Annotated in this window: 20 protein-coding genes and 2 pseudogenes; 19 read left to right on the forward strand and 3 right to left on the reverse strand. The window is 69.9% G+C overall.

Going from position 1 to position 23,721, the window contains the following annotated elements; all coding sequences use genetic code 11:
- Window positions 1-4 precede the first annotated feature (4 nt).
- Window positions 5-514 carry a SigE family RNA polymerase sigma factor gene (locus CCZ36_RS20770; RefSeq protein ID WP_128819651.1) on the reverse strand — a complete coding sequence of 170 codons (510 nt, stop codon included), beginning with the start codon at window positions 512-514 and terminating at the stop codon, window positions 5-7.
- A gap of 275 nt (window positions 515-789) precedes the next feature.
- On the opposite strand from CCZ36_RS20770, the gene CCZ36_RS20775 reads away from it, so the two are divergent.
- Complete coding sequence (locus CCZ36_RS20775; RefSeq protein WP_069736380.1) at window positions 790-1,482, forward strand: demethylmenaquinone methyltransferase; 693 nt, start codon at window positions 790-792, stop codon at window positions 1,480-1,482.
- Window positions 1,483-1,658: 176 nt separating this feature from the next.
- Here CCZ36_RS20775 and CCZ36_RS20785 read toward each other — a convergent pair whose 3' ends face one another.
- Window positions 1,659-2,186, reverse strand: a complete 528-nt coding sequence (locus CCZ36_RS20785; RefSeq protein ID WP_128818329.1) for a GNAT family N-acetyltransferase — start codon at window positions 2,184-2,186, stop codon at window positions 1,659-1,661.
- Between the two features lie 97 nt (window positions 2,187-2,283).
- Here CCZ36_RS20785 and CCZ36_RS20790 point away from each other — a divergent pair.
- From CCZ36_RS20790 to CCZ36_RS20800, 4 genes and pseudogenes are all read left to right on the forward strand, one after another.
- Window positions 2,284-3,566, forward strand: a pseudogene (locus CCZ36_RS20790) (geranylgeranyl reductase family protein).
- 217 nt (window positions 3,567-3,783) lie between these two features.
- Window positions 3,784-3,876, forward strand: a pseudogene (locus tag CCZ36_RS35855) (phosphodiesterase); the annotation flags it as partial.
- A 233-nt stretch (window positions 3,877-4,109) separates the two neighbouring features.
- Window positions 4,110-4,286, forward strand: a complete 177-nt coding sequence (locus tag CCZ36_RS34840; RefSeq protein ID WP_164873533.1) for a hypothetical protein — start codon at window positions 4,110-4,112, stop codon at window positions 4,284-4,286.
- Between the two features lie 335 nt (window positions 4,287-4,621).
- A complete protein-coding gene (locus CCZ36_RS20800) occupies window positions 4,622-5,887 on the forward strand; it encodes a Cmx/CmrA family chloramphenicol efflux MFS transporter (RefSeq protein ID WP_069736384.1) in 1,266 nt (421 codons plus the stop codon).
- 1 nt (window position 5,888) lies between these two features.
- Here CCZ36_RS20800 and CCZ36_RS20805 read toward each other — a convergent pair whose 3' ends face one another.
- Window positions 5,889-6,746, reverse strand: a complete 858-nt coding sequence (locus CCZ36_RS20805) for a C40 family peptidase (protein ID WP_069736385.1) — start codon at window positions 6,744-6,746, stop codon at window positions 5,889-5,891.
- An 813-nt stretch (window positions 6,747-7,559) separates the two neighbouring features.
- On the opposite strand from CCZ36_RS20805, the gene CCZ36_RS20810 reads away from it, so the two are divergent.
- Genes CCZ36_RS20810 through nuoN form a run of 14 tightly spaced genes read left to right on the forward strand, consistent with a single transcriptional unit; the run spans window position 7,560 to window position 23,686 of the window.
- On the forward strand, window positions 7,560-7,919 hold the full coding sequence (locus CCZ36_RS20810; protein ID WP_003967084.1) for an NADH-quinone oxidoreductase subunit A: 360 nt from the start codon (window positions 7,560-7,562) through the stop codon (window positions 7,917-7,919).
- A gap of 18 nt (window positions 7,920-7,937) precedes the next feature.
- Window positions 7,938-8,492 carry a NuoB/complex I 20 kDa subunit family protein gene (locus CCZ36_RS20815; protein WP_006126795.1) on the forward strand — a complete coding sequence of 185 codons (555 nt, stop codon included), beginning with the start codon at window positions 7,938-7,940 and terminating at the stop codon, window positions 8,490-8,492.
- On the forward strand, window positions 8,489-9,214 hold the full coding sequence (locus CCZ36_RS20820; protein ID WP_128818330.1) for an NADH-quinone oxidoreductase subunit C: 726 nt from the start codon (window positions 8,489-8,491) through the stop codon (window positions 9,212-9,214). The genes CCZ36_RS20815 and CCZ36_RS20820 overlap by 4 nt, the downstream gene beginning before the upstream one ends.
- Window positions 9,214-10,536, forward strand: a complete 1,323-nt coding sequence (locus CCZ36_RS20825; RefSeq protein ID WP_128818331.1) for an NADH-quinone oxidoreductase subunit D — start codon at window positions 9,214-9,216, stop codon at window positions 10,534-10,536. Before CCZ36_RS20820 ends, CCZ36_RS20825 begins: the two co-directional genes overlap by 1 nt.
- Window positions 10,537-10,565: 29 nt before the next feature.
- Window positions 10,566-11,405, forward strand: coding sequence for an NADH-quinone oxidoreductase subunit NuoE (gene nuoE, locus CCZ36_RS20830; RefSeq protein ID WP_006126798.1), 840 nt, complete (start codon window positions 10,566-10,568; stop codon window positions 11,403-11,405).
- Complete coding sequence (gene nuoF / locus CCZ36_RS20835; protein WP_176734703.1) at window positions 11,402-12,784, forward strand: NADH-quinone oxidoreductase subunit NuoF; 1,383 nt, start codon at window positions 11,402-11,404, stop codon at window positions 12,782-12,784. The genes nuoE and nuoF overlap by 4 nt, the downstream gene beginning before the upstream one ends.
- On the forward strand, window positions 12,781-15,291 hold the full coding sequence (locus CCZ36_RS20840; RefSeq protein WP_128818332.1) for an NADH-quinone oxidoreductase subunit G: 2,511 nt from the start codon (window positions 12,781-12,783) through the stop codon (window positions 15,289-15,291). Before nuoF ends, CCZ36_RS20840 begins: the two co-directional genes overlap by 4 nt.
- Window positions 15,288-16,691 carry an NADH-quinone oxidoreductase subunit NuoH gene (gene nuoH / locus CCZ36_RS20845; RefSeq protein WP_069736390.1) on the forward strand — a complete coding sequence of 468 codons (1,404 nt, stop codon included), beginning with the start codon at window positions 15,288-15,290 and terminating at the stop codon, window positions 16,689-16,691. Before CCZ36_RS20840 ends, nuoH begins: the two co-directional genes overlap by 4 nt.
- Window positions 16,684-17,379 (forward strand): NADH-quinone oxidoreductase subunit NuoI, encoded by a 696-nt coding sequence (nuoI, locus tag CCZ36_RS20850; protein WP_069736391.1) that lies wholly within the window; start codon window positions 16,684-16,686, stop codon window positions 17,377-17,379. Before nuoH ends, nuoI begins: the two co-directional genes overlap by 8 nt.
- Window positions 17,376-18,245: an NADH-quinone oxidoreductase subunit J gene (locus CCZ36_RS20855; protein ID WP_069736392.1), complete on the forward strand. Its 870-nt coding sequence runs from the start codon at window positions 17,376-17,378 to the stop codon at window positions 18,243-18,245. The genes nuoI and CCZ36_RS20855 overlap by 4 nt, the downstream gene beginning before the upstream one ends.
- The gene (nuoK, locus tag CCZ36_RS20860) at window positions 18,242-18,541 is read left to right on the forward strand and encodes an NADH-quinone oxidoreductase subunit NuoK (protein WP_015610624.1); all 300 of its coding nucleotides are present in this window, start codon (window positions 18,242-18,244) and stop codon (window positions 18,539-18,541) included. The genes CCZ36_RS20855 and nuoK overlap by 4 nt, the downstream gene beginning before the upstream one ends.
- A 12-nt stretch (window positions 18,542-18,553) precedes the next feature.
- On the forward strand, window positions 18,554-20,449 hold the full coding sequence (nuoL, locus tag CCZ36_RS20865) for an NADH-quinone oxidoreductase subunit L (protein WP_128818333.1): 1,896 nt from the start codon (window positions 18,554-18,556) through the stop codon (window positions 20,447-20,449).
- Window positions 20,450-20,453: 4 nt separating this feature from the next.
- On the forward strand, window positions 20,454-22,025 hold the full coding sequence (locus CCZ36_RS20870) for an NADH-quinone oxidoreductase subunit M (protein ID WP_069744286.1): 1,572 nt from the start codon (window positions 20,454-20,456) through the stop codon (window positions 22,023-22,025).
- Entirely contained in the window at window positions 22,022-23,686 is a 1,665-nt protein-coding gene (gene nuoN / locus CCZ36_RS20875; RefSeq protein WP_176735208.1) for an NADH-quinone oxidoreductase subunit NuoN, read from the forward strand. Before CCZ36_RS20870 ends, nuoN begins: the two co-directional genes overlap by 4 nt.
- Window positions 23,687-23,721 lie beyond the last annotated feature (35 nt).

Consider the following 23,721-nt stretch of genomic DNA (forward strand, 5'->3'; position numbering starts at 1 on the left):
GCCCTCAGCTTCCGGTGGAGTAGAGCTGGACGTCGCCCATCCGGGCGCGCAGGCGGACGAGCGAACGCGAGCACTGGCTCTTCACCGTGGACTCGCTGCACCGCAGCAGCGACGCCACGGTCGCCACGCTCAGATCGTCCCAGTAGCGCAGGACGACCATCGCCCTTGCCCGGGGCGGGAGTTCGGCGAGGAGCGCGAGCAGGGTGACCCGGAGGTCGGCGCCCGGCGCGGGATTGGGGTGCGGGCGGGGCACGTTGCGGTTGTGGGCGAGCAGGTCCCGTACGGAGCGGCGGCGTTCGGCCACGAAGGTGCGCACCAGCACGGTCTTGGCGTAGGCGTCGAGGTTGTCCGCCCGGCTCGCCCTGCGCCAGTGCTGGAACAGCTTGGCGAGCGTCGTCTGCGTCAGGTCCTGTGCGCCCTCGGTGTCTCCGCACAGCAGGTAGGCCGTCCGGTACAGCCGGCGCTGCCCGGTCCTGGCGTACGCCTCGAACGCGGCGCGCTCGCCGTCCGCCATGGCGGGCTGAGCCCCTGCCGGCATCCGCCCTCCCCTCTCTCTCCTCGACCCCCACCCGTTACAGAGCACCCGTGTGCCGAAAAGGTTGAAGAGGAGTGAAGATCAGTTCGAGACGGTTGGGCGTGCCGGCCCGGCCCCGGCCCTGGCCCCGTCCACGTACCCGTCGGAGCCGTCTCACCGGCTGGGGCTCCCGCGCCTGCTGTTCCGGCAGGCGCGTGGCCATCGCGGGCGACCGCCCTCACTGATACCGGTGGCGCGGCTGCTTGAATGGAAGGGTGACCCGAGCCTCCCTGGAAAAGCAGCCGCACGAAGTCGCCTCGATGTTCGACGGGGTGGCGGCCAACTACGACCTGACCAACGACGTGATCTCGCTCGGCCAGGCCCGGCTGTGGCGCAAGGCGGTCGCGGCGGCGGTCGACGCCCGCCCCGCGCAGAAGATCCTCGACCTGGCGGCCGGTACGGCGACCTCCTCGCAGCCCTTCGTGAAGGCGGGCGCCTACGTCGTACCGTGCGACTTCTCTCTCGGGATGCTCAAGGTCGGCAAGGAGCGCCACCCGTGGATGCCGTTCACGGCGGGCGACGGGATGAGGCTGCCGTTCAAGGACGAGACGTTCGACACCGTCACGATCTCCTTCGGGCTGCGCAACATCCAGGACACCGATGTCGCCCTGCGCGAGCTGTACCGGGTGACGAAGCCCGGCGGCCGGGTCGTGATCTGCGAGTTCTCCCAGCCGACCTGGACCCCGTTCCGCACGGTCTACACGGAGTACCTGATGCGGGCGATCCCGCCGGCCGCCCGCGCGGTGTCGTCCAACCCGGACGCGTACGTCTACCTCGCCGAGTCCATCCGCGACTGGCCCGACCAGCCCGCCCTCGCCGCACTGCTCCAGAACGCGGGCTGGTCGAAGGTCGCGTGGCGCAACCTGACCGGCGGCGTGGTGGCCCTGCACCGGGCCACCCGCGCCTAGGTCTGTCGTTCGGATCGGGCCGGGCTCGCGGGCCCCGGCACGCACATCTGCGGCGTTGTCGTCGGTCGCCAATGCTCCGCAGTGACTCCCTCCTCCGCCTTGCAGCTGCACGCACCGGACCCCGCTCCCTGATCCGGCCTGATCCGAACGACAGGCCCTGAGTCACCTCCGGGGCCTCACAGCTCCAGCCGGAAGCAGACCGCCTCCTGGCCGCGCGGGGTGTCGTACGACTCCGCGCGCCGCATCCCGAGCCGCTCCGCCACCGCCATCGACCGGGCGTTACGGGAGTGGATCATCGCGACCACCTCGTCCACCCCGGCCGCCCGCACCCGCTCCAGCGTGGCGCGGGCGGCGGCGGTGGCGTACCCGCGCCCCCAGGCCGTACGCCCGAGCCGCCAGCCGATCTCGATCGCGCCGACCGGCCCGTAATGCGTGTGCGGCCACGGCTGCGCCCCGGTGAAGCCGAGGACGGTGTCCGCCTCGTCCGTGAGCGTCCACAGGCAGTAGCCGAGCTCGGCGTCGTGGCGGCGCTGGCGGGCGGTGAGCTCCTCGTAGACGGAGAAGTCCGCCCGTCGGCCCCCGAAGAACTCCATCACCTCGGGGTCGTCGAAGACCCGGTACCAGGTCAGGGCGTCCTCGTCGGTCGGAACACGGAGGCGTACGGTGGGGGCCGAAGCGTGGGGCGTGGCAGGCGCGATCGACATGAGGGAGCCCTTCGGAGGGTTGTTTCGCAGGCCCCCATAGACTGCACGGGACATGTGCCGCGCGGCACGCGAATTCGAGTCTTCGGGAGATCCGACCGTGACCGAGCCCCTCTCCGAGCACAGCGCGGATGTCATCGTCGTCGGAGCGGGCCCTGCCGGCTCCACGACCGCTTACTACCTCGCCAAGGCCGGACTCGACGTCCTGCTGCTGGAGAAGACCGCCTTCCCCCGCGAGAAGGTCTGCGGCGACGGGCTCACGCCCCGCGCCACCAAGCAGCTCGTCGCCATGGGGATCGACATCTCCGAAGAGGCGGGCTGGCTGCGCAACAAGGGCCTGCGCATCATCGGCGGCGGCGTCCGCCTCCAGCTCGACTGGCCGGATCTGGCCTCCTACCCGGACTACGGGCTGGTCCGTAAGCGCGACGACTTCGACGAGCAGCTGGCCCGCCAGGCGCAGAAGGCCGGTGCCCGCCTGTACGAGCGCTGCAACGTGGGCGCCCCCATCCGCGACGAGCGCACGGGCCGCATCACCGGCGTCGAGGCGAAGATCGGCGAGGAGAAGACCCCGGTCACCTTCCACGCCCCGCTCGTCGTCGCCGCCGACGGCAACTCCACCCGGCTCTCCCTCGCCATGGGCCTGCACCGCCGCGACGACCGCCCCATGGGCGTCGCCGTCCGTACGTACTTCACCTCGCCCCGCCACGACGACGACTACCTGGAGTCCTGGCTGGAGCTGTGGGACCGGCGCGGCGCCGAGGACCGGCTGCTGCCCGGCTACGGCTGGATCTTCGGCATGGGCGACGGCACCTCCAACGTCGGCCTCGGCATCCTCAACTCCTCCTCCGCCTTCAAGGAGCTGGACTGGCGCGAGGTCCTCAAGGCCTGGTGCGCCTCGATGCCGGCGGACTGGGGCTACACCCCGAGAACATGACCATGCCCATCCGGGGCGCGGCCCTCCCCATGGCCTTCAACCGCCAGCCGCACTACACCAAGGGCCTCCTCCTCGTCGGCGACGCGGGCGGCATGGTCAACCCGTTCAACGGCGAGGGCATCGCGTACGCCATGGAGTCCGGCCAGATCGCGGCCGACGTCATCGTCCAGGCGCACGCCCGCGCCACCCCCGCCCAGCGCGAACTGGCCCTGAACAACTACCCGAAGGTGCTCAAGGAGACCTACGGCGGCTACTACACGATGGGCCGCGCCTTCGTGAAGCTGATCGGCAACCCGAAGGTCATGAAGGTCGCCACCCAGCGCGGCCTGACCCACCCGCTGCTGATGAAGTTCACGCTCAAGATGCTCGCCAACCTCACCGACCCGCAGGGCGGCGACGCGATGGACCGCATCATCAACGGGCTGTCGAAGGTGGCCCCGAAGGCCTGAAACGGCCTGTCGGAGGTGGCTCCGAAGGCCCGACGGAAGCCACGACCGGTGCGGTCGGGCGGTTTCGTTCCGCCCGCCGCACCGCCGGTTCCGAATCCAGGGGAGTGGTCGGCCCTGTCCGTGGCCCAGGTGGGGGCCTTGTGGCCGCGTCGCGCGCCGGCGCCGCGACCAGCCGTACGCCCGGGTCGTCCTCGGCCGACAGCACTCCTGATGCGGGCGGCCCGCCGACCGGGACCAGCCGCCCGGCCTGGCCTTCCACGTCCTGGGCGAGGACCGGCGGCTGACCACCCACTTCCGTGTCGTCCTCTGATCCGGACCACAGGTCTTAATCCTCGGCCCGCCAGGTGATCGTGTGCGATGATTTGCGCGCCTGCCGGGCCCGTCGGTGGCCCGGGCCGGCCGTGGCGGCGCGCGGTGCGTGCCACTCTCTTTGACGCACCCCCATATCGCACCCTCATATATCGCACCCCTTTATCGAACGCAGGCCTGCGGGGCACGGAACAAGCCGCTACAGCGCTGCTCGACCCCGAAGGACAGACAGCCATGACCACCGCTTCCCTGCCCCAGCACCAGGACCTCTTCCTGGAGCCCCGCTTCGCCGTGGACCTGACCGCGCCGGACGACGACGAGGACTTCGACGCCGCCTACGACGCGCTCCCCGCGCCCACCACCTCCGCCCGGGAGCAGGAACGCCCGAACCGCCGCCCCCGCCGCCGGTAGGATCTCGCCCATGACGAGCCCCGAGTCGGACAGACTCCGGCCACCGGTGCGCCGGTGGCCGTGCCCGTGCTGAGCTCCGCCGACTGACCCCTCCCGGGTCACCGGCCCCTCCGTCACGGTTCCACGCCCGCCGGATCACCGCGGGCACGGGCCGTTCCCCCTCGCGTATGTGCTGAAGCACCGCCGTACGCGGAATTCGTGCCACCGGCCGATCACCGCCGGGCACTTCTTCGCGCCGCCCCGCCGGACCTCCGGCGCGGCCGTCCGCGCGGCCCGTATCCCCGCACCCGGTCTGTCTGTCCATCCGACGGTTCCGTCCAAGGGGCTACTCACCCATGCCATTCGCCGTCTACGTCCTCGGGCTCGCGGTCTTCGCCCAGGGCACCTCCGAGTTCATGCTGTCCGGACTTCTCTCCGGCATCGCCGCCGACCTCGACGTCTCCCTCTCCGCCGCCGGCCTCCTCACCTCCGCGTTCGCCGTCGGCATGGTCGTCGGCGCACCCCTCATGGCGCTGTTCAGCCGCGCCTGGCCGCGCCGCCGCGCGCTGCTCCTCTTCCTCGCGGTGTTCGTCGCCGTCCATGCCGTCGGCGCTCTCACCCCCGGTTACGGGGTACTCCTCGCGAGCCGTTTCGTCGGGGCCCTCGCCAACGCGGGGTTCTGGGCGGTCGCGCTGAGCACCGCCGTCGCGATGGTCCCCGACCGGCTGAAGGGCCGGGCCACCGCCGTGGTGGTCGGCGGCGTGACGGTCGCCTGCGTGGTGGGCGTACCGGCCGGCGCGGTGCTGGGTGAGCGGTGGGGATGGCGGTCGGCCTTCTGGGCGGTCGCGATCGTCTCCCTGCCCGCCTTCCTCGCGGTCCTGCGGACCATCCCGGGCGGCCGGGGCGACCGGCGTGCGCGGGGTGGTACGGACGCGGGCACGGCTCCCGTCTCCGAGGCCACTCCCGCCCCCGAGGCCGCTTCCGTATCCGTACGCGACGAACTGCGCGTCCTGACGGGCCCCCGGCTGCGGCGGGTCCTGCTCACGATGGCCCTGGTGCAGGGGGCGACCTTCTGCACGTTCTCCTACCTGGAGCCGCTCCTCACCCGGGAGACGGGGCTGGGCGCGGGATGGGTGCCGGTGGCCCTGGCGCTCTTCGGGGCGGGGGCGTTCGCCGGGGTCACGGTGGCCGGCCGGTTCGCCGACGCCCGCCCGGTCGCCGTCGTCGCCACGGGCATGGCCGCTCTCGCCGTCGGCTGGGCGGCGCTGGCCCTGGCGGCGGGCAGCCCGGTGCTCACCCTCGCCCTGGTCCCGTTGCTCGGCCTGCTCGCCTTCGGTACCGGCACCGCCCTGATCACCCGGGTCCTGGGGCTCGCCCCAGGAGCCCCGACGCTGGCGGGTGCCTTCTCGACGACCGCGTTCAACCTGGGCGCGACGGTGGGCCCGTGGGCGGGCGGCCTGGCCCTGGACGCGGGGTTCGGCCACCGGGCGCCGGCCGGGGTGAGCGCCCTGCTGATGGTCGCGGCGCTGCTCGTCGCCGCGACGACGGCGAAGAGCCGCCGCCCCCGAGCGGGGGAGCGGCGGCTCTCAGCGGTGAACAGGGGCGCCCGGGGGCGGTGGTGATTCAGAGAACGCGGACCGCGCCGGTCGGCCGGTCGTAGTCCAGGGAGCGCTGCACCGTGCCGGTGCTGGAGTTCTGCGCGCCGACGAACTCGCCGCCACCGACGTAGATCGCCACGTGGTACGCGCTGCCCGCGCCGCCCCAGTACAGGATGTCGCCGGGCTGGAGGTTGTCCAGGGAGACCTGGGTGCCCGCGGTCGACTGGGACTGCGAGACGCGCGGCAGGTCGATGCCCGCCGTGCGGTAGGCGGCCTGGACGAGGCCCGAGCAGTCCCACGCGTTCGGGCCGGTGCCGCCGGAGACGTACGCGTCGCCGACCTGGGCCTTGGCGAACGCCACGATGGAGGCGGCGGAACCGCTCACGTTCGACGAAGAAGACGAGGACGGGGCGGAGGCGGAGGCGGAGCTTCCGGAGTCCGAGGAGCCGGAGGAGGCGCTGAGCGTCGTGCGCTCGGAGGTCCGGGAGGCGCGCTCGGCGCGCTCCTGGGCCTCCGCCTCGGCCTGGGCCTTCGCGGCGGCTTCGGCCTTCTTCTTGGCCTCGGCCTTGCGAACGGCCTCGGCGTGGGCCTTCTTGGCCGTCTTCGCGGCCTTCTCGGCGGCGGCGTCCTCGCTGGCCTGGATCTCCAGGTCGAGGGCGACCTGCTGCGTCGCCTGGGCGGAGGCGGCGACAGCGGTGGAGAGGCCGTCCGTGATCGTGGGCATCTCGATCGTCTGGGTCACCGGCTCGGCCTGGGCCGGACCGGCGGCACCCGCGACCGCGATGGTGCTGAGGAAGCCACCGGCAACTCCGGCCCGCAGTGCCGACTTCGAGGCGCGCTGACGGGGCTTCCGGTGGCTGGGTATGTGAGCGGTGTGGGACATGGGTACTAGCGCTATCAGGGCTGTAGGGGTCCCATCAAGAAACGTGTGTTGCGACACAGTTACGTTCGGAATCTGTGAATCCGCTTTCTGGGGCCCTTTATTGACGCCGTAACGGGCAAATCGGGCAGTCGTGATCAGGCCCGTGATCACTGCCTTTCGGTAATACGCCCGAATTGCCCGTCGCTTACCATCCGTTCACACCGATGGCCAAGCCCGGTTTCCTGACGCGAGGCGGAGGGTGGCGCAGGTCACAGAGTGCGTGTGTCGTCACAGGCAACCCTCGCGGGCGCGATGCGCGTGGACGGGTCCGAGGGCACGTGCTCCGGCGCGCGCTCTTCGGATCCCGACCCGGGCCCCTCTCCGAAGGCTCCCGAAGCGCCCGTTCCGGAAGTTCGTGAATGCGCGCACATGTCCCCTTCGGTCCCGGTCACCCCTCGTCCGGGTGAGCCTCGAAGGGAACGGGACCCTTTATCACTTCAGGGGCGTCCGCCGCCAATTTGCTTGTACAGGCCGTCCATTGATAGCGCGGCACACCTTTGACCAGCGGTGACACCATCGAATGTCACGTCTCGTGATCACTCGGCCGCTTCGCGTACGAAGATCACCGCTCATACGACTTCATGATCGTTCGTCAGGTGGTGGAGATCACAAACTCGTTGGCGTACCCCGTGTCGCAGATCACAGGGGACCGGGCATAGGATGCGGGGCAGTCGGGCTTGTGAACTGCCTCACATGTGCACGATCTTGGTGAGGTGGCGAGCCGGTCGCCCGATGCGGTCCAAAGGTCAAGGACGACTGGAAGGAGCGAGGAGCGTGAATGCCTACGCGCCCATCCTCGTGCTCGGCGCCCTCGGGGCAGGGTTTGCGATCTTCTCCGTGGTCATGGCCACGCTTATCGGCCCCAAGCGCTACAACCGGGCAAAGCTCGAAGCGTACGAGTGCGGTATCGAACCCACCCCGACTCCGGCCGGAGGCGGCCGTTTTCCCATCAAGTACTACCTGACGGCGATGCTTTTCATCGTCTTCGACATCGAGATCGTCTTCCTCTATCCCTGGGCGGTCTCCTTCGACGCCCTGGGGATCTTCGGGCTCGTGGAGATGCTGCTCTTCGTGCTCACCGTCTTCGTCGCCTACGCGTATGTGTGGCGGCGCGGCGGCCTGGAATGGGACTGAGGGGCTGAGGGGCACACCATGGGACTCGAAGAGAAACTGCCGAGCGGCTTCGTCCTGACCACGGTCGAACAGGCCGCGGGCTGGGTGCGGAAGGCCTCCGTCTTCCCGGCCACGTTCGGACTGGCCTGCTGCGCCATCGAGATGATGACGACCGGCGCGGGCCGCTACGACCTGGCCCGGTTCGGGATGGAGGTCTTCCGCGGATCGCCGCGACAGGCGGACCTGATGATCGTCGCGGGCCGGGTGAGCCAGAAGATGGCGCCCGTCCTGCGGCAGGTCTACGACCAGATGCCGAATCCCAAGTGGGTCATCTCCATGGGGGTTTGCGCGTCATCTGGCGGCATGTTCAACAATTACGCCATTGTGCAGGGTGTTGATCACATTGTTCCGGTAGATATCTATTTGCCGGGTTGTCCGCCCCGTCCCGAGATGCTGCTGGACGCCATCCTCAAGCTCCACCAGAAGATCCAGGACGGCAAGCTCGGGGTCAACGCGGAGGAGGCCGCCCGCGAGGCCGAGGAAGCGGCCCTCAAGGCACTGCCCCTGATCGAGATGAAGGGGCTGCTGCGGTGAGCGACCACACCCACGGCGAGGGACAGAACGGCAACGCCGTACCCGCCCCGCGCGACACCGGCGGCGAGGTCATCCGCGTCCGCAAGGGCATGTTCGGCGCGAACAACGGCGGCGACACCTCCGGCTACGGCGGTCTCATCCGCACCGTCACCCTGCCGGGAGCCGCCTCCCGGCCCTACGGCGGCTGGTTCGACGAGGTGGCCGACGAGCTCGAAGGGGCCCTGGAGGAACAGGACCTGCTCCCCGAGAACGCCATCGAGAAGACCGTCGTCGACCGCGACGAGCTGACCTTCCACATCGCCCGCGAGCACCTGCTCCAGGTCGCCCGCACCCTGCGCGACGACCCCGCCCTGCGCTTCGAACTCTGTACGGGCGTGAGCGGCGTCCACTTCCCGGGCGACAAGGGCCGCGAGCTGCACGCCGTCTACCACCTGCGCTCGCTCACCCACGGCCGGCTCATCCGGCTGGAGGTGTCCGCCCCGGACAGCGACCCGCACATCCCGTCGCTCGTCGAGGTCTACCCGACCAACGACTGGCACGAGCGCGAGGCCTACGACTTCTTCGGGCTCATCTTCGACGGGCACCCGGCCCTGACCCGGATCATGATGCCGGACGACTGGCAGGGCTTCCCGCAGCGCAAGGACTACCCGCTCGGCGGCATCGCCGTCGAGTACAAGGGCGCCCAGATCCCGGCTCCGGACCAGCGGAGGTCGTACAGCTGATGACCACTCCCCACGCAACACCTCGCGCCACGACCGAGGGGACTGTATATACCGTCACCGGCGGCGACTGGGACGAGGTCGTCGAATCCGCGGTGAAGTCCGACGACGAGCGCATCATCGTCAACATGGGCCCCCAGCACCCGTCCACGCACGGCGTGCTCCGCCTCATCCTGGAGATCGACGGCGAGACCGTCACCGAGGCCCGCTGCGGCATCGGCTATCTCCACACGGGCATCGAGAAGAACCTCGAATTCCGCAACTGGACACAGGGCACCACCTTCGTCACGCGCATGGACTACCTGACGCCGTTCTTCAACGAGACGGCGTACTGCCTGGGCGTCGAGAAGCTCCTCGGCATCGAGGACCAGATCCCCGACCGGGCCACCGTCATCCGCGTGCTGCTGATGGAGCTCAACCGGCTCTCCTCGCACCTGGTCTGCATCGCCACCGGTGGCATGGAGCTCGGCGCGACCACGATCATGATCTACGGCTTCCGCGATCGTGAACTGGTTCTCGATCTCTTCGAGCTGTTCACCGGACTGCGCATGAACCACGCGTTCGTCCGCCCCGGCGGCCTCGCCCAGGACCTGCCCCCGGGCGCGGTCGACCAGCTGCGCGAGTTCATCAAGACCATGAAGAAGAACCTGCCGGAGTACGACAAGCTCGCCACCGGCAACCCCATCTTCAAGGCCCGGATGAAGGACGTCGGCTACCTCGACCTCGCCGGCTGCATGGCGCTCGGCGCCACCGGCCCGGTGCTGCGCTCCGCCGGCCTCCCGCACGACCTGCGCAAGATTGACCCGTACTGCGGCTACGAGACCTACGACTTCGAGGTCCCCACCGCCGACACCTGCGACTCCTACGGACGCTTCCTCATCCGGCTGGAAGAGATGCGCCAGTCGCTGCGGATCATCGAGCAGTGCATCGAGCGTCTGGAGCCCGGGCCGGTCATGGTCGCCGACAAGAAGATCGCCTGGCCCGCCCAGCTCGCGCTCGGCCCCGACGGTCTCGGCAACTCGCTCGACCACATCCGCAACATCATGGGCACCTCCATGGAAGCCCTGATCCACCACTTCAAGCTGGTGACCGAGGGCTTCCGGGTGCCCGCCGGACAGACGTACACCGCCGTCGAGTCCCCCAAGGGCGAACTCGGCGTGCACGTCGTCTCCGACGGTGGCACCCGCCCCTACCGGGTCCACTTCCGCGACCCGTCCTTCACCAACCTGCAGGCCATGGCGGCGATGTGCGAAGGCGGCCAGGTCGCCGACGTCATCGTCGCCGTCGCGTCCATCGACCCCGTGATGGGAGGCGTCGACCGGTGACCACCTCACGCCAAGACGTCAGTCTGGGGATGCCGCAGCTCCCCGCCACCCCCTACCCGGCCGAGGTGCGCGCCCGGCTCGACGCGGACGCCAAGGAGGTGCTCGCCCGCTACCCCGGCAGCCGCTCCGCCCTGCTGCCGCTGCTGCACCTCGTGCAGTCCGAGGAGGGCTACGTCTCCCGTACGGGCATCGCCTTCTGCGCCGAGACGCTCGACCTCACCACCGCCGAGGTCACCGCCGTCTCCACCTTCTACTCCATGTACCGGCGCAGGCCGAGCGGTGACTACCAGGTCGGCGTCTGCACCAACACCCTGTGCGCGGTCATGGGCGGCGACGCCATCTTCGACACGCTCAAGGAGCACCTCGGGGTCGGCAACAACGAGACCACCGAGGACGGCAAGGTCACCCTCGAGCACATCGAGTGCAACGCCGCCTGCGACTTCGCGCCCGTCGTGATGGTCAACTGGGAGTTCTTCGACAACCAGACGCCCGAGAGCGCCACACAGCTCGTCGACGACCTGATCGCCGGCCGGACCGTCGAGCCGACCCGGGGTGCCCCTCTCTGCTCGTACAAGGAGACCGCCCGCATCCTCGCCGGCTTCCCCGACGAGCGCCCCGGCGCCGTCGAGGCCACCGGTGGCGCGGGCCCCGCCTCCCTGATCGGGCTGAAGCTCGCCAAGGGCGAAGCGCTCCCCAAGGCACGCGTGGTCTCCCCGCGCGCCGGACAGCCCCAGGGCGGTCAGGGGCACGACGCGCAGGTCCACGATCCGTCGCCGGCCGAGCGCCTCAGCTCGCACGACGCACCGCAGCAGACCTCGGCCTCCGACCCGGAGCACCCGGCCGGGCCCGCAGCCGAGGAGGGGGAGTGATGACCTTGGCCGCCGAGATCGACCACAACGGGACGAGCCCCGAGAAGCTGCTCGCCCCCGTCCTCTCCTCCTTCTGGGACCAGCCCGAGTCCTGGACGCTGGACACCTACCGCCGCCACGAGGGCTACGAAGGGCTGCGCAAGGCGCTGGCCATGGCGCCCGACGATCTCATCGCGTACGTCAAGGACTCCGGTCTGCGCGGCCGCGGTGGCGCGGGCTTCCCCACCGGGATGAAGTGGCAGTTCATCCCGCAGGGCGATGGCAAACCGCACTATCTGGTTGTCAACGCCGACGAGTCGGAGCCGGGGACCTGCAAGGACATCCCGCTCCTCTTCGCGAACCCGCACAGCCTCATCGAGGGCATCGTGATCGCCTGCTACGCGATCCGTTCGTCGCACGCGTTCATCTACCTGCGCGGCGAGGTCGTCCCCGTGCTGCGACGCCTGCACGAGGCCGTACGAGAGGCGTACGAGGCGGGTTATCTGGGGACGAACATCCTGGGTTCAGGACTCGATCTGGAACTCACGGTGCACGCGGGCGCGGGTGCGTACATCTGTGGTGAGGAAACCGCGCTGCTCGACTCTCTCGAAGGACGGCGTGGCCAGCCCCGGCTGCGGCCCCCCTTCCCTGCGGTCGCCGGTCTGTACGCCTGTCCCACTGTGGTGAACAACGTCGAGTCCATCGCCTCGGTTCCCGCGATCCTGAACAAGGGCAAGGACTGGTTCAAGTCGATGGGCAGCGAGAAGTCCCCGGGCTTCACGCTCTACTCGCTCAGCGGTCATGTCACCAGCCCCGGCCAGTACGAGGCCCCGCTCGGCATCACGCTCCGCCAGCTCCTCGACATGAGCGGCGGCATGCGGGCCGGTCACCGCCTCAAGTTCTGGACCCCGGGCGGCTCCTCCACCCCGATGTTCACCGAGGAGCACCTCGACGTCCCCCTCGACTACGAGGGCGTCGGCGCCGCCGGATCCATGCTCGGCACCAAGGCGCTCCAGTGCTTCGACGAGACGACCTGCGTCGTGCGGGCCGTCACCCGCTGGACCGAGTTCTACGCCCACGAGTCCTGCGGCAAGTGCACACCCTGCCGCGAAGGGACGTACTGGCTGGTCCAGTTGCTCCGCGACATCGAGGCCGGCAGGGGCGAGATGGCCGACCTCGACAAGCTCAACGACATCGCCGACAACATCAACGGCAAGTCGTTCTGCGCGCTCGGCGACGGAGCGGCCTCGCCGATCTTCTCCTCGCTCAAGTACTTCCGCGAGGAGTACGAGCAGCACATCACCGGCAAGGGCTGCCCCTTCGACCCCGCCCGGTCCACGGCCTGGGCCGACGACAAGAACACCGACGGCAAGAACGCTCACCGGGGGGTGAACGCATGACAGTCACCACGAGTGCGCCCTCCGGGGGCGGCGAGGCGGCGGTTCCGCCCGAGGACCTGGTCACGCTGACCATCGACGGCATCGAGATCAGCGTCCCCAAGGGGACCCTGGTCATCCGGGCCGCCGAACTCCTCGGCATCGAGATCCCGCGCTTCTGCGACCACCCGCTCCTCGACCCGGCCGGCGCCTGCCGCCAGTGCATCGTCGAGGTCGAGGGCCAGCGCAAGCCGATGGCCTCCTGCACCATCACCTGCACCGACGGCATGGTCGTCAAGTCGCAGATCACCTCTCCTGTCGCCGAGAAGGCGCAGAAGGGCGTGATGGAGCTGCTGCTGATCAACCACCCGCTGGACTGCCCCGTCTGTGACAAGGGCGGCGAATGCCCGCTCCAGAACCAGGCGATGTCACACGGCGGCGCCGACTCCCGGTTCGAGGGGAAGAAGCGGACCTTCGAGAAGCCCGTCCCGATCTCCACCCAGGTGCTGCTGGACCGCGAGCGGTGCGTGCTCTGCGCGCGCTGCACCCGGTTCTCCAACCAGGTGGCGGGCGACCCGATGATCGAGCTGATCGAGCGCGGCGCGCTCCAGCAGGTCGGCACCGGGGAGGGCGACCCCTTCGAGTCGTACTTCTCCGGCAACACCATCCAGATCTGCCCGGTCGGCGCACTGACCTCGGCGGCGTACCGGTTCCGCTCCCGCCCCTTCGACCTGGTCTCCACCCCCTCGGTGTGCGAGCAGTGCTCGGGCGGCTGCTCCACCCGGACCGACCACCGGCGCGGCAAGGTCATGCGGCGTCTCGCGGCCAACGAGCCCGAGGTCAACGAGGAGTGGATCTGCGACAAGGGGAGGTTCGGCTTCCGCTACGCCCAGCAGCGCGACCGCCTCACCACCCCGCTGGTCCGCAACGCCGACGGCGAACTGGAACCGGCGAGCTGGCCCGAGGCGCTGGAAGCCGCGGCGGCCGGACTCCTCGCCGCCCGCGGCCGCACCGGTGTCCTGACCGGCGGCCGGCTGACCGTCGAGGACGCCTACGCGTACAGCAAGTTCGCCCGGGTCGCCCTCGACACCAACGACATCGACTTCCGTTCCCGGGTCCACAGCGCCGAGGAGGCCGACTTCCTGGCCGCCCGCGTCGCCGGGCGCGGCCGGGACCTCGACGGCGAGGGTGTCACGTACACCGCCCTGGAGAAGGCCCCCGCGGTCCTGCTCGTCGGGTTCGAGTCCGAGGAGGAGGCCCCCGGCGTCTTCCTCAGGCTGCGCAAGGCCCACCGCAAGAGCGGCCAGAAGACGTTCGCGCTCGCCTCGCACGCCACCCGGGGCCTGGTGAAGGCGGGCGGCACGCTGCTGCCCGCCGCCCCCGGCACCGAGACCGAGTGGCTGGACGCGCTCGCGGGCGGCGTCGGACTGGAGGCCGAAGGGGCCGCGGCCGCCGAGGCGTTGCGCGCCGAGCACGCGCTGATCATCGTCGGCGAGCGGCTCGCGGGCGTGCCCGGCGCGCTGTCCGCCGCGATCCGCACCGCCACCGCCACCGGCGCGCGTCTGGTGTGGATTCCGCGCCGGGCGGGCGACCGGGGCGCGATCGAGGCGGGCGCGCTCCCCTCGCTGCTGCCCGGCGGCCGTCCGGCCACCGACCCGCGGGCCCGCGACGAGGTCGCGGAGCTGTGGCGGCTGGCCGAACTGCCCTCCCGCCACGGCCGCGACACCGGCCAGATCGTCGAGGCCGCGGCCACCGGCGAACTGGGCGCGCTGCTCGTCGCCGGGGTCGGCGTCGAGGACCTGCCCGACCCGAACCGCGCCATCCAGGCGCTGAACGAGGTCGGCTTCCTGGTCTCCCTGGAGCTGCGGCCGAGCGCGGTCACGGCCCGGGCGGATGTGGTCTTCCCCGTCGCCGCCGTCGCCGAGAAGTCCGGCACCTTCCTCAACTGGGAGGGCCGGGTCCGGATGTTCCAGGCCGCGCTGAAGCCCGAGCAGATGCCCCGGACGCTCGCGCCGACCGACTCCCGGGTGCTGCACATGCTGGCCGACGCCATGGACGTGCACTTCGCGCTCCCGGACCTGACCGCCGCCCGCCGCGAGCTGGACCGGCTCGGCGGCTGGGAGGGCGGCCACGCGGACGACCCGCGTGAGGGCGCGCAGCCGCTGCCCCGGCCCGGCGACGGCGAGGCCGTCCTCGCGGGCCACCGCATGCTGCTCGACCTCGGCCGGCTCCAGGAGGGCGACACCGCGCTCGCCGGAACCCGGCACGCGGCCGTCGCCCGGCTTTCGGCGGTCACCGCCGCCGAGACCGGCGTGAAGGACGGCGACCTGCTCGCCGTCACCGGACCCGTCGGCACCGTCGAACTGCCCCTTCAGGTCACCGACATGCCGGACCGGGTGGTCTGGGTGCCGCTGAACTCGGTGGGACGCGGCATCCCCGCCGACACCGGCGTCAACCCGGGCGGCCTCGTGCGGATCGGGCCCGCCGCCGCACCGGGCGCTCCCGTCGAACCATCGGAGGTACGAGCGTGACTGGCCTCGCCGCACTCACGACGGCGCCCGAGGGCGTCGTCCTCGCCGCCGAGGATCTCTCGATGTTCGGCACCGACCCCTGGTGGCTCATCGCCGTCAAGGCGGTCTTCTGCTTCGCGTTCCTGATGCTGATCGTGCTCTTCTCGATCGTCTGGGAGCGCAAGGTCGTCGCCTGGATGCAGCTGCGCGTCGGCCCCAACCGGCACGGACCCTGGGGGCTTCTCCAGTCGCTCGCCGACGGCGTCAAGCTGATGCTGAAGGAGGACGTGGTCGTCAAGGGCTCGGACAAGGCGGTCTACATCCTCGCCCCGATCCTCGCGGCGATCCCCGCCTTCATGGCGATCGCGGTCATCCCCTTCGGGCCGGCCGGCAACGAGATCTCCATCTTCGGCACCCGTACCACGATGCAGCTGACCGACCTGCCGATCGCCGCGCTGTACATCCTCGCGGTCGGCGCGGTCGGCGTGTACGGATTCGTCCTCGGCGGCTGGTCGTCGGGCTCGACGTACCCGCTGCTCGGTGGAATCCGCAGCTGTGCCCAGATGATCAGCTACGAGATCGCGATGGGCGCCGCCTTCGCCTCGGTCTTCCTCTACTCCGGGTCGATGTCGACCTCGACGATCGTGGAGGCGCAGGCGGACCGCTGGTACATCATCCTGCTCCCGGTCTCCTTCCTCATCTACATGGTGACCATGGTCGGTGAGGCCAGCCGGGCGCCGTTCGACATGCCGGAGTCCGAGGGCGACCTGGTCGGCGGCTTCAACACCGAGTACAGCTCGATCAAGTTCGCGATGTTCATGCTCGCCGAGTACATCCACATGGTGACCGTGTCGATGATCGCGGTGACGCTGTTCCTCGGCGGCTGGCGCGCTCCGTTCCCGGTCTCCGCGTTCTGGGAGGGGGCGAACCACGGCTGGTGGCCGATGCTCTGGTTCTTCCTCAAGCTCCAGGCGCTGATCTTCTTCTTCATCTGGCTGCGCGGAACCCTGCCCCGGGTCCGCTACGACCAGCTGATGAAGCTCGGCTGGAAGGTCCTCATCCCGGTCTCCGTGGTCTGGCTGATGCTCGTCGCCACCGTCCGCGCGCTGCGCAACGAGGGCTACGACTTCTCCCGGATCGTGCTGTACGTCGGCGCGGCCGTGATCGCGATCCTGCTGATCTCGTTCGTCGTCGACATGTTCCGCGACCGGCGGAGGCGGGCCGAGACGGAAGCGGCCGGACCCGAGCCCGCCTTCGACCCGATGGCGGGCGGGTATCCGGTGCCGCCGCTGCCCGGACAGACCCTGCCACCGGTGCCCCGGCGCAGGCCACGGCGGGAGCGGGAGCTCGTTGTCAGTGGCGGGTCGGATACTCAGAGTGACGGAAACGCGAGTGACGGAAAGGAGGCCGGCGGTGTCTGAGAAACCAGAACTCACGGGCTCATCGGGGTCCGCTGGGTCCTCGGGCGAATCGGGAGCGGCGGAGGAGAAGTTCCAGAACCCCGTGGCCGGCTTCGGCGTGACCTTCAAGGCCATGTTCAAGAAGCGGCTCACCGAGCAGTATCCGGAGACGCCGAAGACGACGGCGCCCCGCTTCCACGGCCGACACCAGCTCAACCGCCACCCGGACGGCCTGGAGAAGTGCGTCGGCTGTGAGCTGTGCGCCTGGGCGTGTCCCGCCGACGCGATCTACGTGGAGGGCGCGGACAACACCGAGGAGGAGCGCTACTCCCCGGGCGAGCGCTACGGCCGCGTGTACCAGATCAATTACGCGCGCTGCATTCTGTGCGGACTCTGCATCGAGGCCTGCCCCACCCGGGCGCTGACGATGACGAACGAGTTCGAACTGGCCAACACCACCCGCGAGAGCCTCATCTACACCAAGGACGAGCTGCTCGCGGGGCTCCAGGAGGGCATGGTCGACAGCCCGCACGCGATCTACCCCGGCATGGACGAACAGGACTACTACCGGGGCGTGGTCACCGAGGCCGCCCCCGGCACCGTCCGGCAGACGGCCGTGTCCAAGGGCGAGAGCGACAAGGCCGACGAGGACCCCATCGAGTCCACCCGGGCCGCCGACGCCCGGCAGGACAAGGGGGTGGACGCGTGAACGCGCTGGCCGCAGCCACCACCACCTCCACCGGCGAGGCCGTCCAGTTCTGGATCCTGGGCACCGTCGCCGTGATCGGCGCGCTCTCCACGGTCCTGCTGAAGAAGGCCGTGCACAGCGCGCTCTCCCTCGCCGGAACCATGATCGTCCTCGCGGTGTTCTACCTCGCCAACGGGGCGTATTTCCTCGGCGTCGTCCAGGTCATCGTCTACACCGGCGCGATCATGATGCTGTTCCTCTTCGTCGTCATGCTCGTCGGTGTCACCGCTGAGGACTCCCTGAAGGAGACCCTCAAGGGGCAGCGCTGGCTGGCGGCCGGATGCTCCCTCGGGTTCGGCATCCTGCTGATCGCGGGCATCGGCAACGCCTCGCTCTCCACGTTCAACGGCCTCGGCGCGGCCAACGCCCGGCACGGGGGCAACGTCGAGGGACTCGCCAACCTCATCTTCACCAAGTACGTCTTCGCCTTCGAGATCACCGGCGCCCTGCTGATCACCGCATCCGTGGGGGCGATGGTGCTGACGCACCGCGAGCGCACCGAACGGGCCAAGACCCAGCGGGAACTGGCCGAGCAGCGCGTGCGCGAGGGCAAGCACCTCCCGCCGCTTCCCGCACCCGGCGTCTACGCCCGGCACAACGCGGTGGACATCCCCGGTCTGCTCCCCGACGGCACGCCGTCCGAGCTCACCGTCATGCAGACGCTGCGGAAGCGCGGTCAGATCCGGGACGTCTCACAGGAGTCCCTCGCCGATCTCAAGGCCCTGGAGCAGCGTTCCGGGGAGCGGCTCGGACGTGAGGACGCGGACGCCGTGACCCGCGGGGCAGGTCCCGCGTCCGCGGCGGAGAATTCGGAGGCCGCTCAGTGAACCCGGTCAACTACCTGTATCTCGCGGCCCTGCTGTTCGCGATCGGCGCTTCCGGAGTGCTGATCCGGCGGAACGTGATCGTGCTGTTCATGTGCATCGAGCTGATGCTGAACGCGTGCAATCTGGCGCTCGTCACGTTCTCCCGGATGCACGGCAACCTCGACGGGCAGATCGTGGCGTTCTTCACGATGGTCGTCGCCGCCGCGGAAGTCGTCGTCGGGCTCGCGATCATCGTGTCGTTGTTCCGCTCCCGCCACTCGGCCTCGGTCGACGACGCCAGCCTGATGAAGCTGTAAGGGGTCGGAAACGTGGAGAACCTGATTGCGCTGCTCGTCGCGGCGCCCCTGCTCGGAGCGGCGGTCCTGCTCTGCGGCGGCCGCCGGCTCGACAAGACCGGCCACTGGCTCGGTACCGCGCTCGCCGCCGCCTCGTTCGTCGTCGGACTGATCCTCTTCACCGACATGCTGGGGAAGGGCGCCGAGGACCGGGCCCTGCACCAGCACCTGTTCAGCTGGATCCCGGTGGAAGGCTTCCAGGCCGACATCGCCTTCCAGCTCGACCAGCTGTCGATGACGTTCGTCCTGCTCATCACCGGTGTGGGCACGCTGATCCACATCTACTCCATCGGCTACATGGAGCACGACGAGCGCAGGCGCCGCTTCTTCGGCTATCTCAACCTGTTCCTCGCGGCGATGCTCATCCTGGTCATCGCCGACAACTACCTGCTGCTGTACGTCGGGTGGGAGGGCGTCGGTCTGGCGTCGTTCCTGCTCATCGGCTTCTGGCAGCACAAGCCCACCGCGGCCACCGCCGCGAAGAAGGCCTTCCTGGTCAACCGGGTCGGCGACATGGGCCTCTCGATCGCCATCATGCTGATGTTCACGACCTTCGGCACCTTCGCCTTCGGGCCGGTGCTGGAGTCGGCGGGCGAGACGAGCCAGGGCAAGCTGACGGCCATCGGCCTGATGCTGCTGCTGGCCGCCTGCGGCAAGTCGGCCCAGGTGCCGCTGCAGTCCTGGCTCGGGGACGCGATGGAGGGCCCGACCCCGGTCTCCGCCCTCATCCACGCCGCGACCATGGTCACCGCCGGTGTCTATCTGATCGTCCGCTCCGGCGCGATCTTCAACGCCGCCCCGGACGCCCAGCTGGTCGTCGTCATCGTCGGCGCGGTCACGCTGATCTTCGGTGCGATCGTCGGTTGCGCGAAGGACGACATCAAGAAGGCCCTCGCCGGCTCCACGATGTCGCAGATCGGTTACATGATCCTCGCCGCGGGCCTCGGCCCCATCGGCTACATCTTCGCGATCATGCACCTGGTGACGCACGGCTTCTTCAAGGCCGGGCTCTTCCTCGGCGCCGGCTCCGTCATGCACGGCATGAACGACGAGGTCGACATGCGCAAGTACGGCGGTCTGCGGAAGTACATGCCGGTCACCTTCATCACCTTCGGGCTCGGCTATCTGGCCATCATCGGCTTCCCCGGCCTGTCCGGCTTCTTCTCCAAGGACAAGATCATCGAGGCGGCCTTCGCCAAGGGCGGCACCGAGGGCTGGATCCTCGGCTCGGTCGCCCTGCTGGGCGCCGCGATCACCGCCTTCTACATGACGCGCGTGATGCTGATGACCTTCTTCGGCGAGAAGCGCTGGCAGCCCGACGCGGAAGGCCACGAGCCCCACCCGCACGAGTCCCCGAAGTCGATGACCATCCCGATGATCGTGCTGGCCTTCGGTTCGGTCTTCGCGGGCGGGTTCTTCGCGATCGGCGACCGCTTCGTCAACTGGCTGGAGCCGGTCACCGGTTACGACCACGGGCACTCCCCGCTGAGCGCGGCCACGGTCACCGGAGCCACCGTGGTGGCCCTGGTCGCCGGCGTCGGCATCGCCTGGGCGATGTACGGCCGCAAGCCCGTCCCCGTCGTCGCCCCGCGCGGTTCGGTCCTCACCCGGGCCGCCCGCCGCGATCTCCTCCAGGACGACTTCAACCACGTGGTCCTGGTCCGCGGCGGCGAGCACCTCACCCGCTCGCTGGTCTACGTGGACCACTCCCTGGTCGACGGCGTCGTCAACGGCACGGCCGCTTCGGTCGGCGGGCTCTCCGGCCGGATGCGCAAGCTCCAGAACGGCTATGCCCGCACCTACGCGGTCTCGATGTTCGGCGGTGCGGCGGTCGTCATCGCCGCGACCCTGCTGATGAGGGCGGTCTGATCACATGTCCTTTCCCCTCCTGACCGCGACGGCGGCGCTCCCGGCGATCGGCGCGATCGCCACCGCCGCCGTCCCCGCGGCGCGGCGCACCGCGGCCAAATGGCTCGCGCTGCTCTTCTCGCTCGGCACGCTCGTCCTGGCGGCCGTCGTCTTCCTCCGCTTCGAACCGGGCGGTGACCGCTACCAGCTCACCGAGTCCCGGGCCTGGATCGCCGACTTCGGCGTCCGGTACGAACTGGGCGTCGACGGCATCGGGGTGGCGCTCCTCGGCCTCACCGCGCTGCTGATCCCGTTCGTCATCGTCGCCGCCTGGCACGACGCCGACCCCCTGGAGACCAAGTCCACGCGCTGGCGTCCGACGCAGGGCTTCTTCGCCCTGATCCTCATGGTCGAGGCCATGGTGATCCTGTCGTTCGTCGCGACGGACGTCTTCCTCTTCTACATCCTGTTCGAAGCCATGCTCATCCCGATGTACTTCCTCATCGGCGGCTTCGGCGACCGGGCCCACGCGGGCACCGACGAGAGCGCCGCGGCCCAGCGCTCGTACGCGGCGGTCAAGTTCCTCCTCTACAACCTGGCCGGCGGTCTGATCATGCTGGCCGCCGTCATCGGGCTCTACGTGGTCGCGGGCAGCTTCTCGCTCTCCGAGATCGCCGAGGCCCGCGCCAACGGCTCCCTGGAGATGGCGACCAGCACCGAGCGGTGGCTGTTCCTCGGGTTCTTCTTCGCCTTCGCGGTGAAGGCCCCGCTGTGGCCGCTGCACACCTGGCTGCCCAACGCGATGGGCGAGGCGACCGCCCCGGTCGCCGTGCTGATCACCGCGATCGTCGACAAGGTCGGCACCTTCGCGATGCTCCGCTTCTGCCTCGGGCTCTTCCCGGAGGCCAGCAAGTGGGCGACGCCGGTGGTCATCACCCTGGCGCTGATCTCCATCGTGTACGGGGCGCTCCTCGCGGTCGGCCAGCGCGACATCAAGCGGCTCATCGCCTACGCCTCGATCTCGCACTTCGGCTTCATCATCCTGGGCATCTTCGCGATGACGAGCCAGGGCCAGTCGGGCGCCACGCTCTACATGGTCAACCACGGCATCTCCACGGCCGCGCTGCTGCTGGTCGCCGGCTTCCTCATCACCCGGCGCGGCTCGCGGCTCATCGCGGACTACGGCGGGGTGCAGAAGGTCGCGCCCGTGCTGGCCGGGACGTTCCTCATCGGCGGGCTCGCCACCCTGTCGCTGCCCGGACTCGCCCCGTTCGTCAGTGAGTTCCTGGTCCTGGTCGGGACGTTCAGCGCGTATCCGGTGGCCGGCATCATCGCCACCTCCGGCATCGTGCTCGCCGCGCTCTACGTCCTGGTCCTCTACCAGCGCACGATGACCGGCCCGGTGCAGGAATCGGTCCGCTCCATGCCGGACCTCCGGGCCCGTGAACTGGCGGTCGCGGTTCCGCTGATCGCCGTGCTGATCTTCCTGGGCGTCTTCCCCAAGCCGCTCACCGAGGTCGTCAACCCGGCGGTGGAGCACACCATGTCCGACGTACAGAAGAAGGACCCCCAGCCCGAGGTGGAGGCCGCCAAGTGAGCGCAACAGCTGTCCACAGTCTGTGGACGACGGCGAGCGGGGTGACAGCGGCGGCGCCGGGCGACTCGTTCTCGGCACCGAAGATCGAGTACACCCAGCTGATGCCGGTCCTGGTCATCGTGGTCGCGGCCGTCCTCGGCATCCTGGTCGAGGCCTTCGTGCCGCGCCGGGCCCGCTACCACACCCAGCTCTTCCTGACCGTGGTGGCGGTGGCCGCCTCGTTCGCCGCGATCGTCGGCCTCGCCGCCGGGGGATACGGCACCACGAAGGCACAGATCGCGGCCATGGGCGCCATCGCGATCGACGGCCCCACCCTGTTCCTCCAAGGCACCATTCTCCTGGTCGCCATGGTCGCGGTGTTCACCTTCGCCGAACGCCGGCTCGATCCCAGCAGCAACGGCAACCGCGTCGACTCGTTCGCCGCCCAGCCCGGGGCCGTACCGGGCGGCGAGGGCGAGCAGGCCGCGGTCCGTGCCGGGTTCACCACCACCGAGGTCTTCCCGCTGCTCCTCTTCTCGGTGGCAGGACTGCTGGTCTTCCCGGCCGCCAACGACCTGCTGACCCTCTTCATCGCGCTGGAAGTCTTCTCGCTCCCGCTCTACCTCCTGTGCGCCGTCGCCCGCCGCAAGCGGCTGATGTCGCAGGAGGCGGCCGTGAAGTACTTCCTGCTCGGCGCGTTCTCCTCGGCGTTCCTGCTCTTCGGGATCGCCCTCATCTACGGCTACGCGGGCTCCCTGTCGTACGCCGGGATCGCCAACGTCGTCGACGGCTCGGTCCTGGAGATCGACCCCGCCCTCGCCGACACCATGGGCAACGACGCGCTGCTGCTCATCGGCGGCGCGATGATCCTGACCGGCCTGCTCTTCAAGGTCGGCGCGGTCCCGTTCCACATGTGGACCCCGGACGTCTACCAGGGCGCCCCGACCCCGGTCACCGGCTTCATGGCCGCGGCCACGAAGGTCGCCGCGTTCGGCGCGCTGCTGCGCCTGCTGTACGTGGCGCTGCCGGGCCTCACCTGGGACCTGCGGCCGGTCATGTGGGCGGTGGCCATCGTCACGATGCTGGGCGGGGCGATCGTCGCGATCACCCAGACCGACATCAAGCGCCTCCTGGCCTACTCCTCGATCGCGCACGCGGGCTTCATCCTCGCGGGTGTCATCGCGGCCAACCCGGAGGGCATCTCCTCGGTCCTCTTCTACCTGCTCGCCTACTCCTTCGTGACCGTCGGCGCGTTCGCCGTCGTCACGCTGGTGCGGGACGCGGGCGGCGAGGCCACCCACCTGTCGAAGTGGGCCGGGCTCGGCCGCCGCTCGCCGCTGGTCGCCGCCGTCTTCGCGGTGTTCCTGCTGGCCTTCGCGGGGATCCCGCTGACCTCCGGGTTCTCCGGCAAGTTCGCGGTGTTCAAGGCGGCCGCCGAGGGCGGGGCCGGGACGCTGGTCGTCGTCGGTGTGATCTCGTCGGCCGTCGCGGCGTTCTTCTACATCCGGGTGATCGTCCTGATGTTCTTCAGCGAGCCGAAGGCGGACGGCCCCACGGTCGCCGTCCCGTCCCCGCTGACCATGACGACGATCGGGGTCGGTGTCGCCGTCACCCTGGTGCTGGGCCTGGCCCCGCAGTACTTCCTGGACCTGGCGAGCCAGGCGGGGGTCTTCGTGCGGTAGCCCGCGCGGGGAGCACCGCAGTACGAGCGGCAGCG

This window comes from Streptomyces sp. S063 (assembly GCF_002832675.1).
Lineage (GTDB): Bacteria > Actinomycetota > Actinomycetes > Streptomycetales > Streptomycetaceae > Streptomyces > Streptomyces sindenensis.

Coding starts and splice junctions, on each gene's coding strand:
- CCZ36_RS20770 (WP_128819651.1), bottom strand. CDS start 514: ATGGCGGACGGCGAGCGCGCCGCGTTCGAGGCGTACGCCAGGACCGGG.
- CCZ36_RS20785 (WP_128818329.1), bottom strand. CDS start 2,186: ATGTCGATCGCGCCTGCCACGCCCCACGCTTCGGCCCCCACCGTACGC.
- CCZ36_RS34840 (WP_164873533.1), top strand. CDS start 4,110: ATGACCACCGCTTCCCTGCCCCAGCACCAGGACCTCTTCCTGGAGCCC.
- CCZ36_RS20800 (WP_069736384.1), top strand. CDS start 4,622: ATGCCATTCGCCGTCTACGTCCTCGGGCTCGCGGTCTTCGCCCAGGGC.
- CCZ36_RS20805 (WP_069736385.1), bottom strand. CDS start 6,746: ATGTCCCACACCGCTCACATACCCAGCCACCGGAAGCCCCGTCAGCGC.
- CCZ36_RS20815 (WP_006126795.1), top strand. CDS start 7,938: ATGGGACTCGAAGAGAAACTGCCGAGCGGCTTCGTCCTGACCACGGTC.
- CCZ36_RS20825 (WP_128818331.1), top strand. CDS start 9,214: ATGACCACTCCCCACGCAACACCTCGCGCCACGACCGAGGGGACTGTA.
- nuoE (WP_006126798.1), top strand. CDS start 10,566: ATGCCGCAGCTCCCCGCCACCCCCTACCCGGCCGAGGTGCGCGCCCGG.
- CCZ36_RS20840 (WP_128818332.1), top strand. CDS start 12,781: ATGACAGTCACCACGAGTGCGCCCTCCGGGGGCGGCGAGGCGGCGGTT.
- CCZ36_RS20870 (WP_069744286.1), top strand. CDS start 20,454: ATGTCCTTTCCCCTCCTGACCGCGACGGCGGCGCTCCCGGCGATCGGC.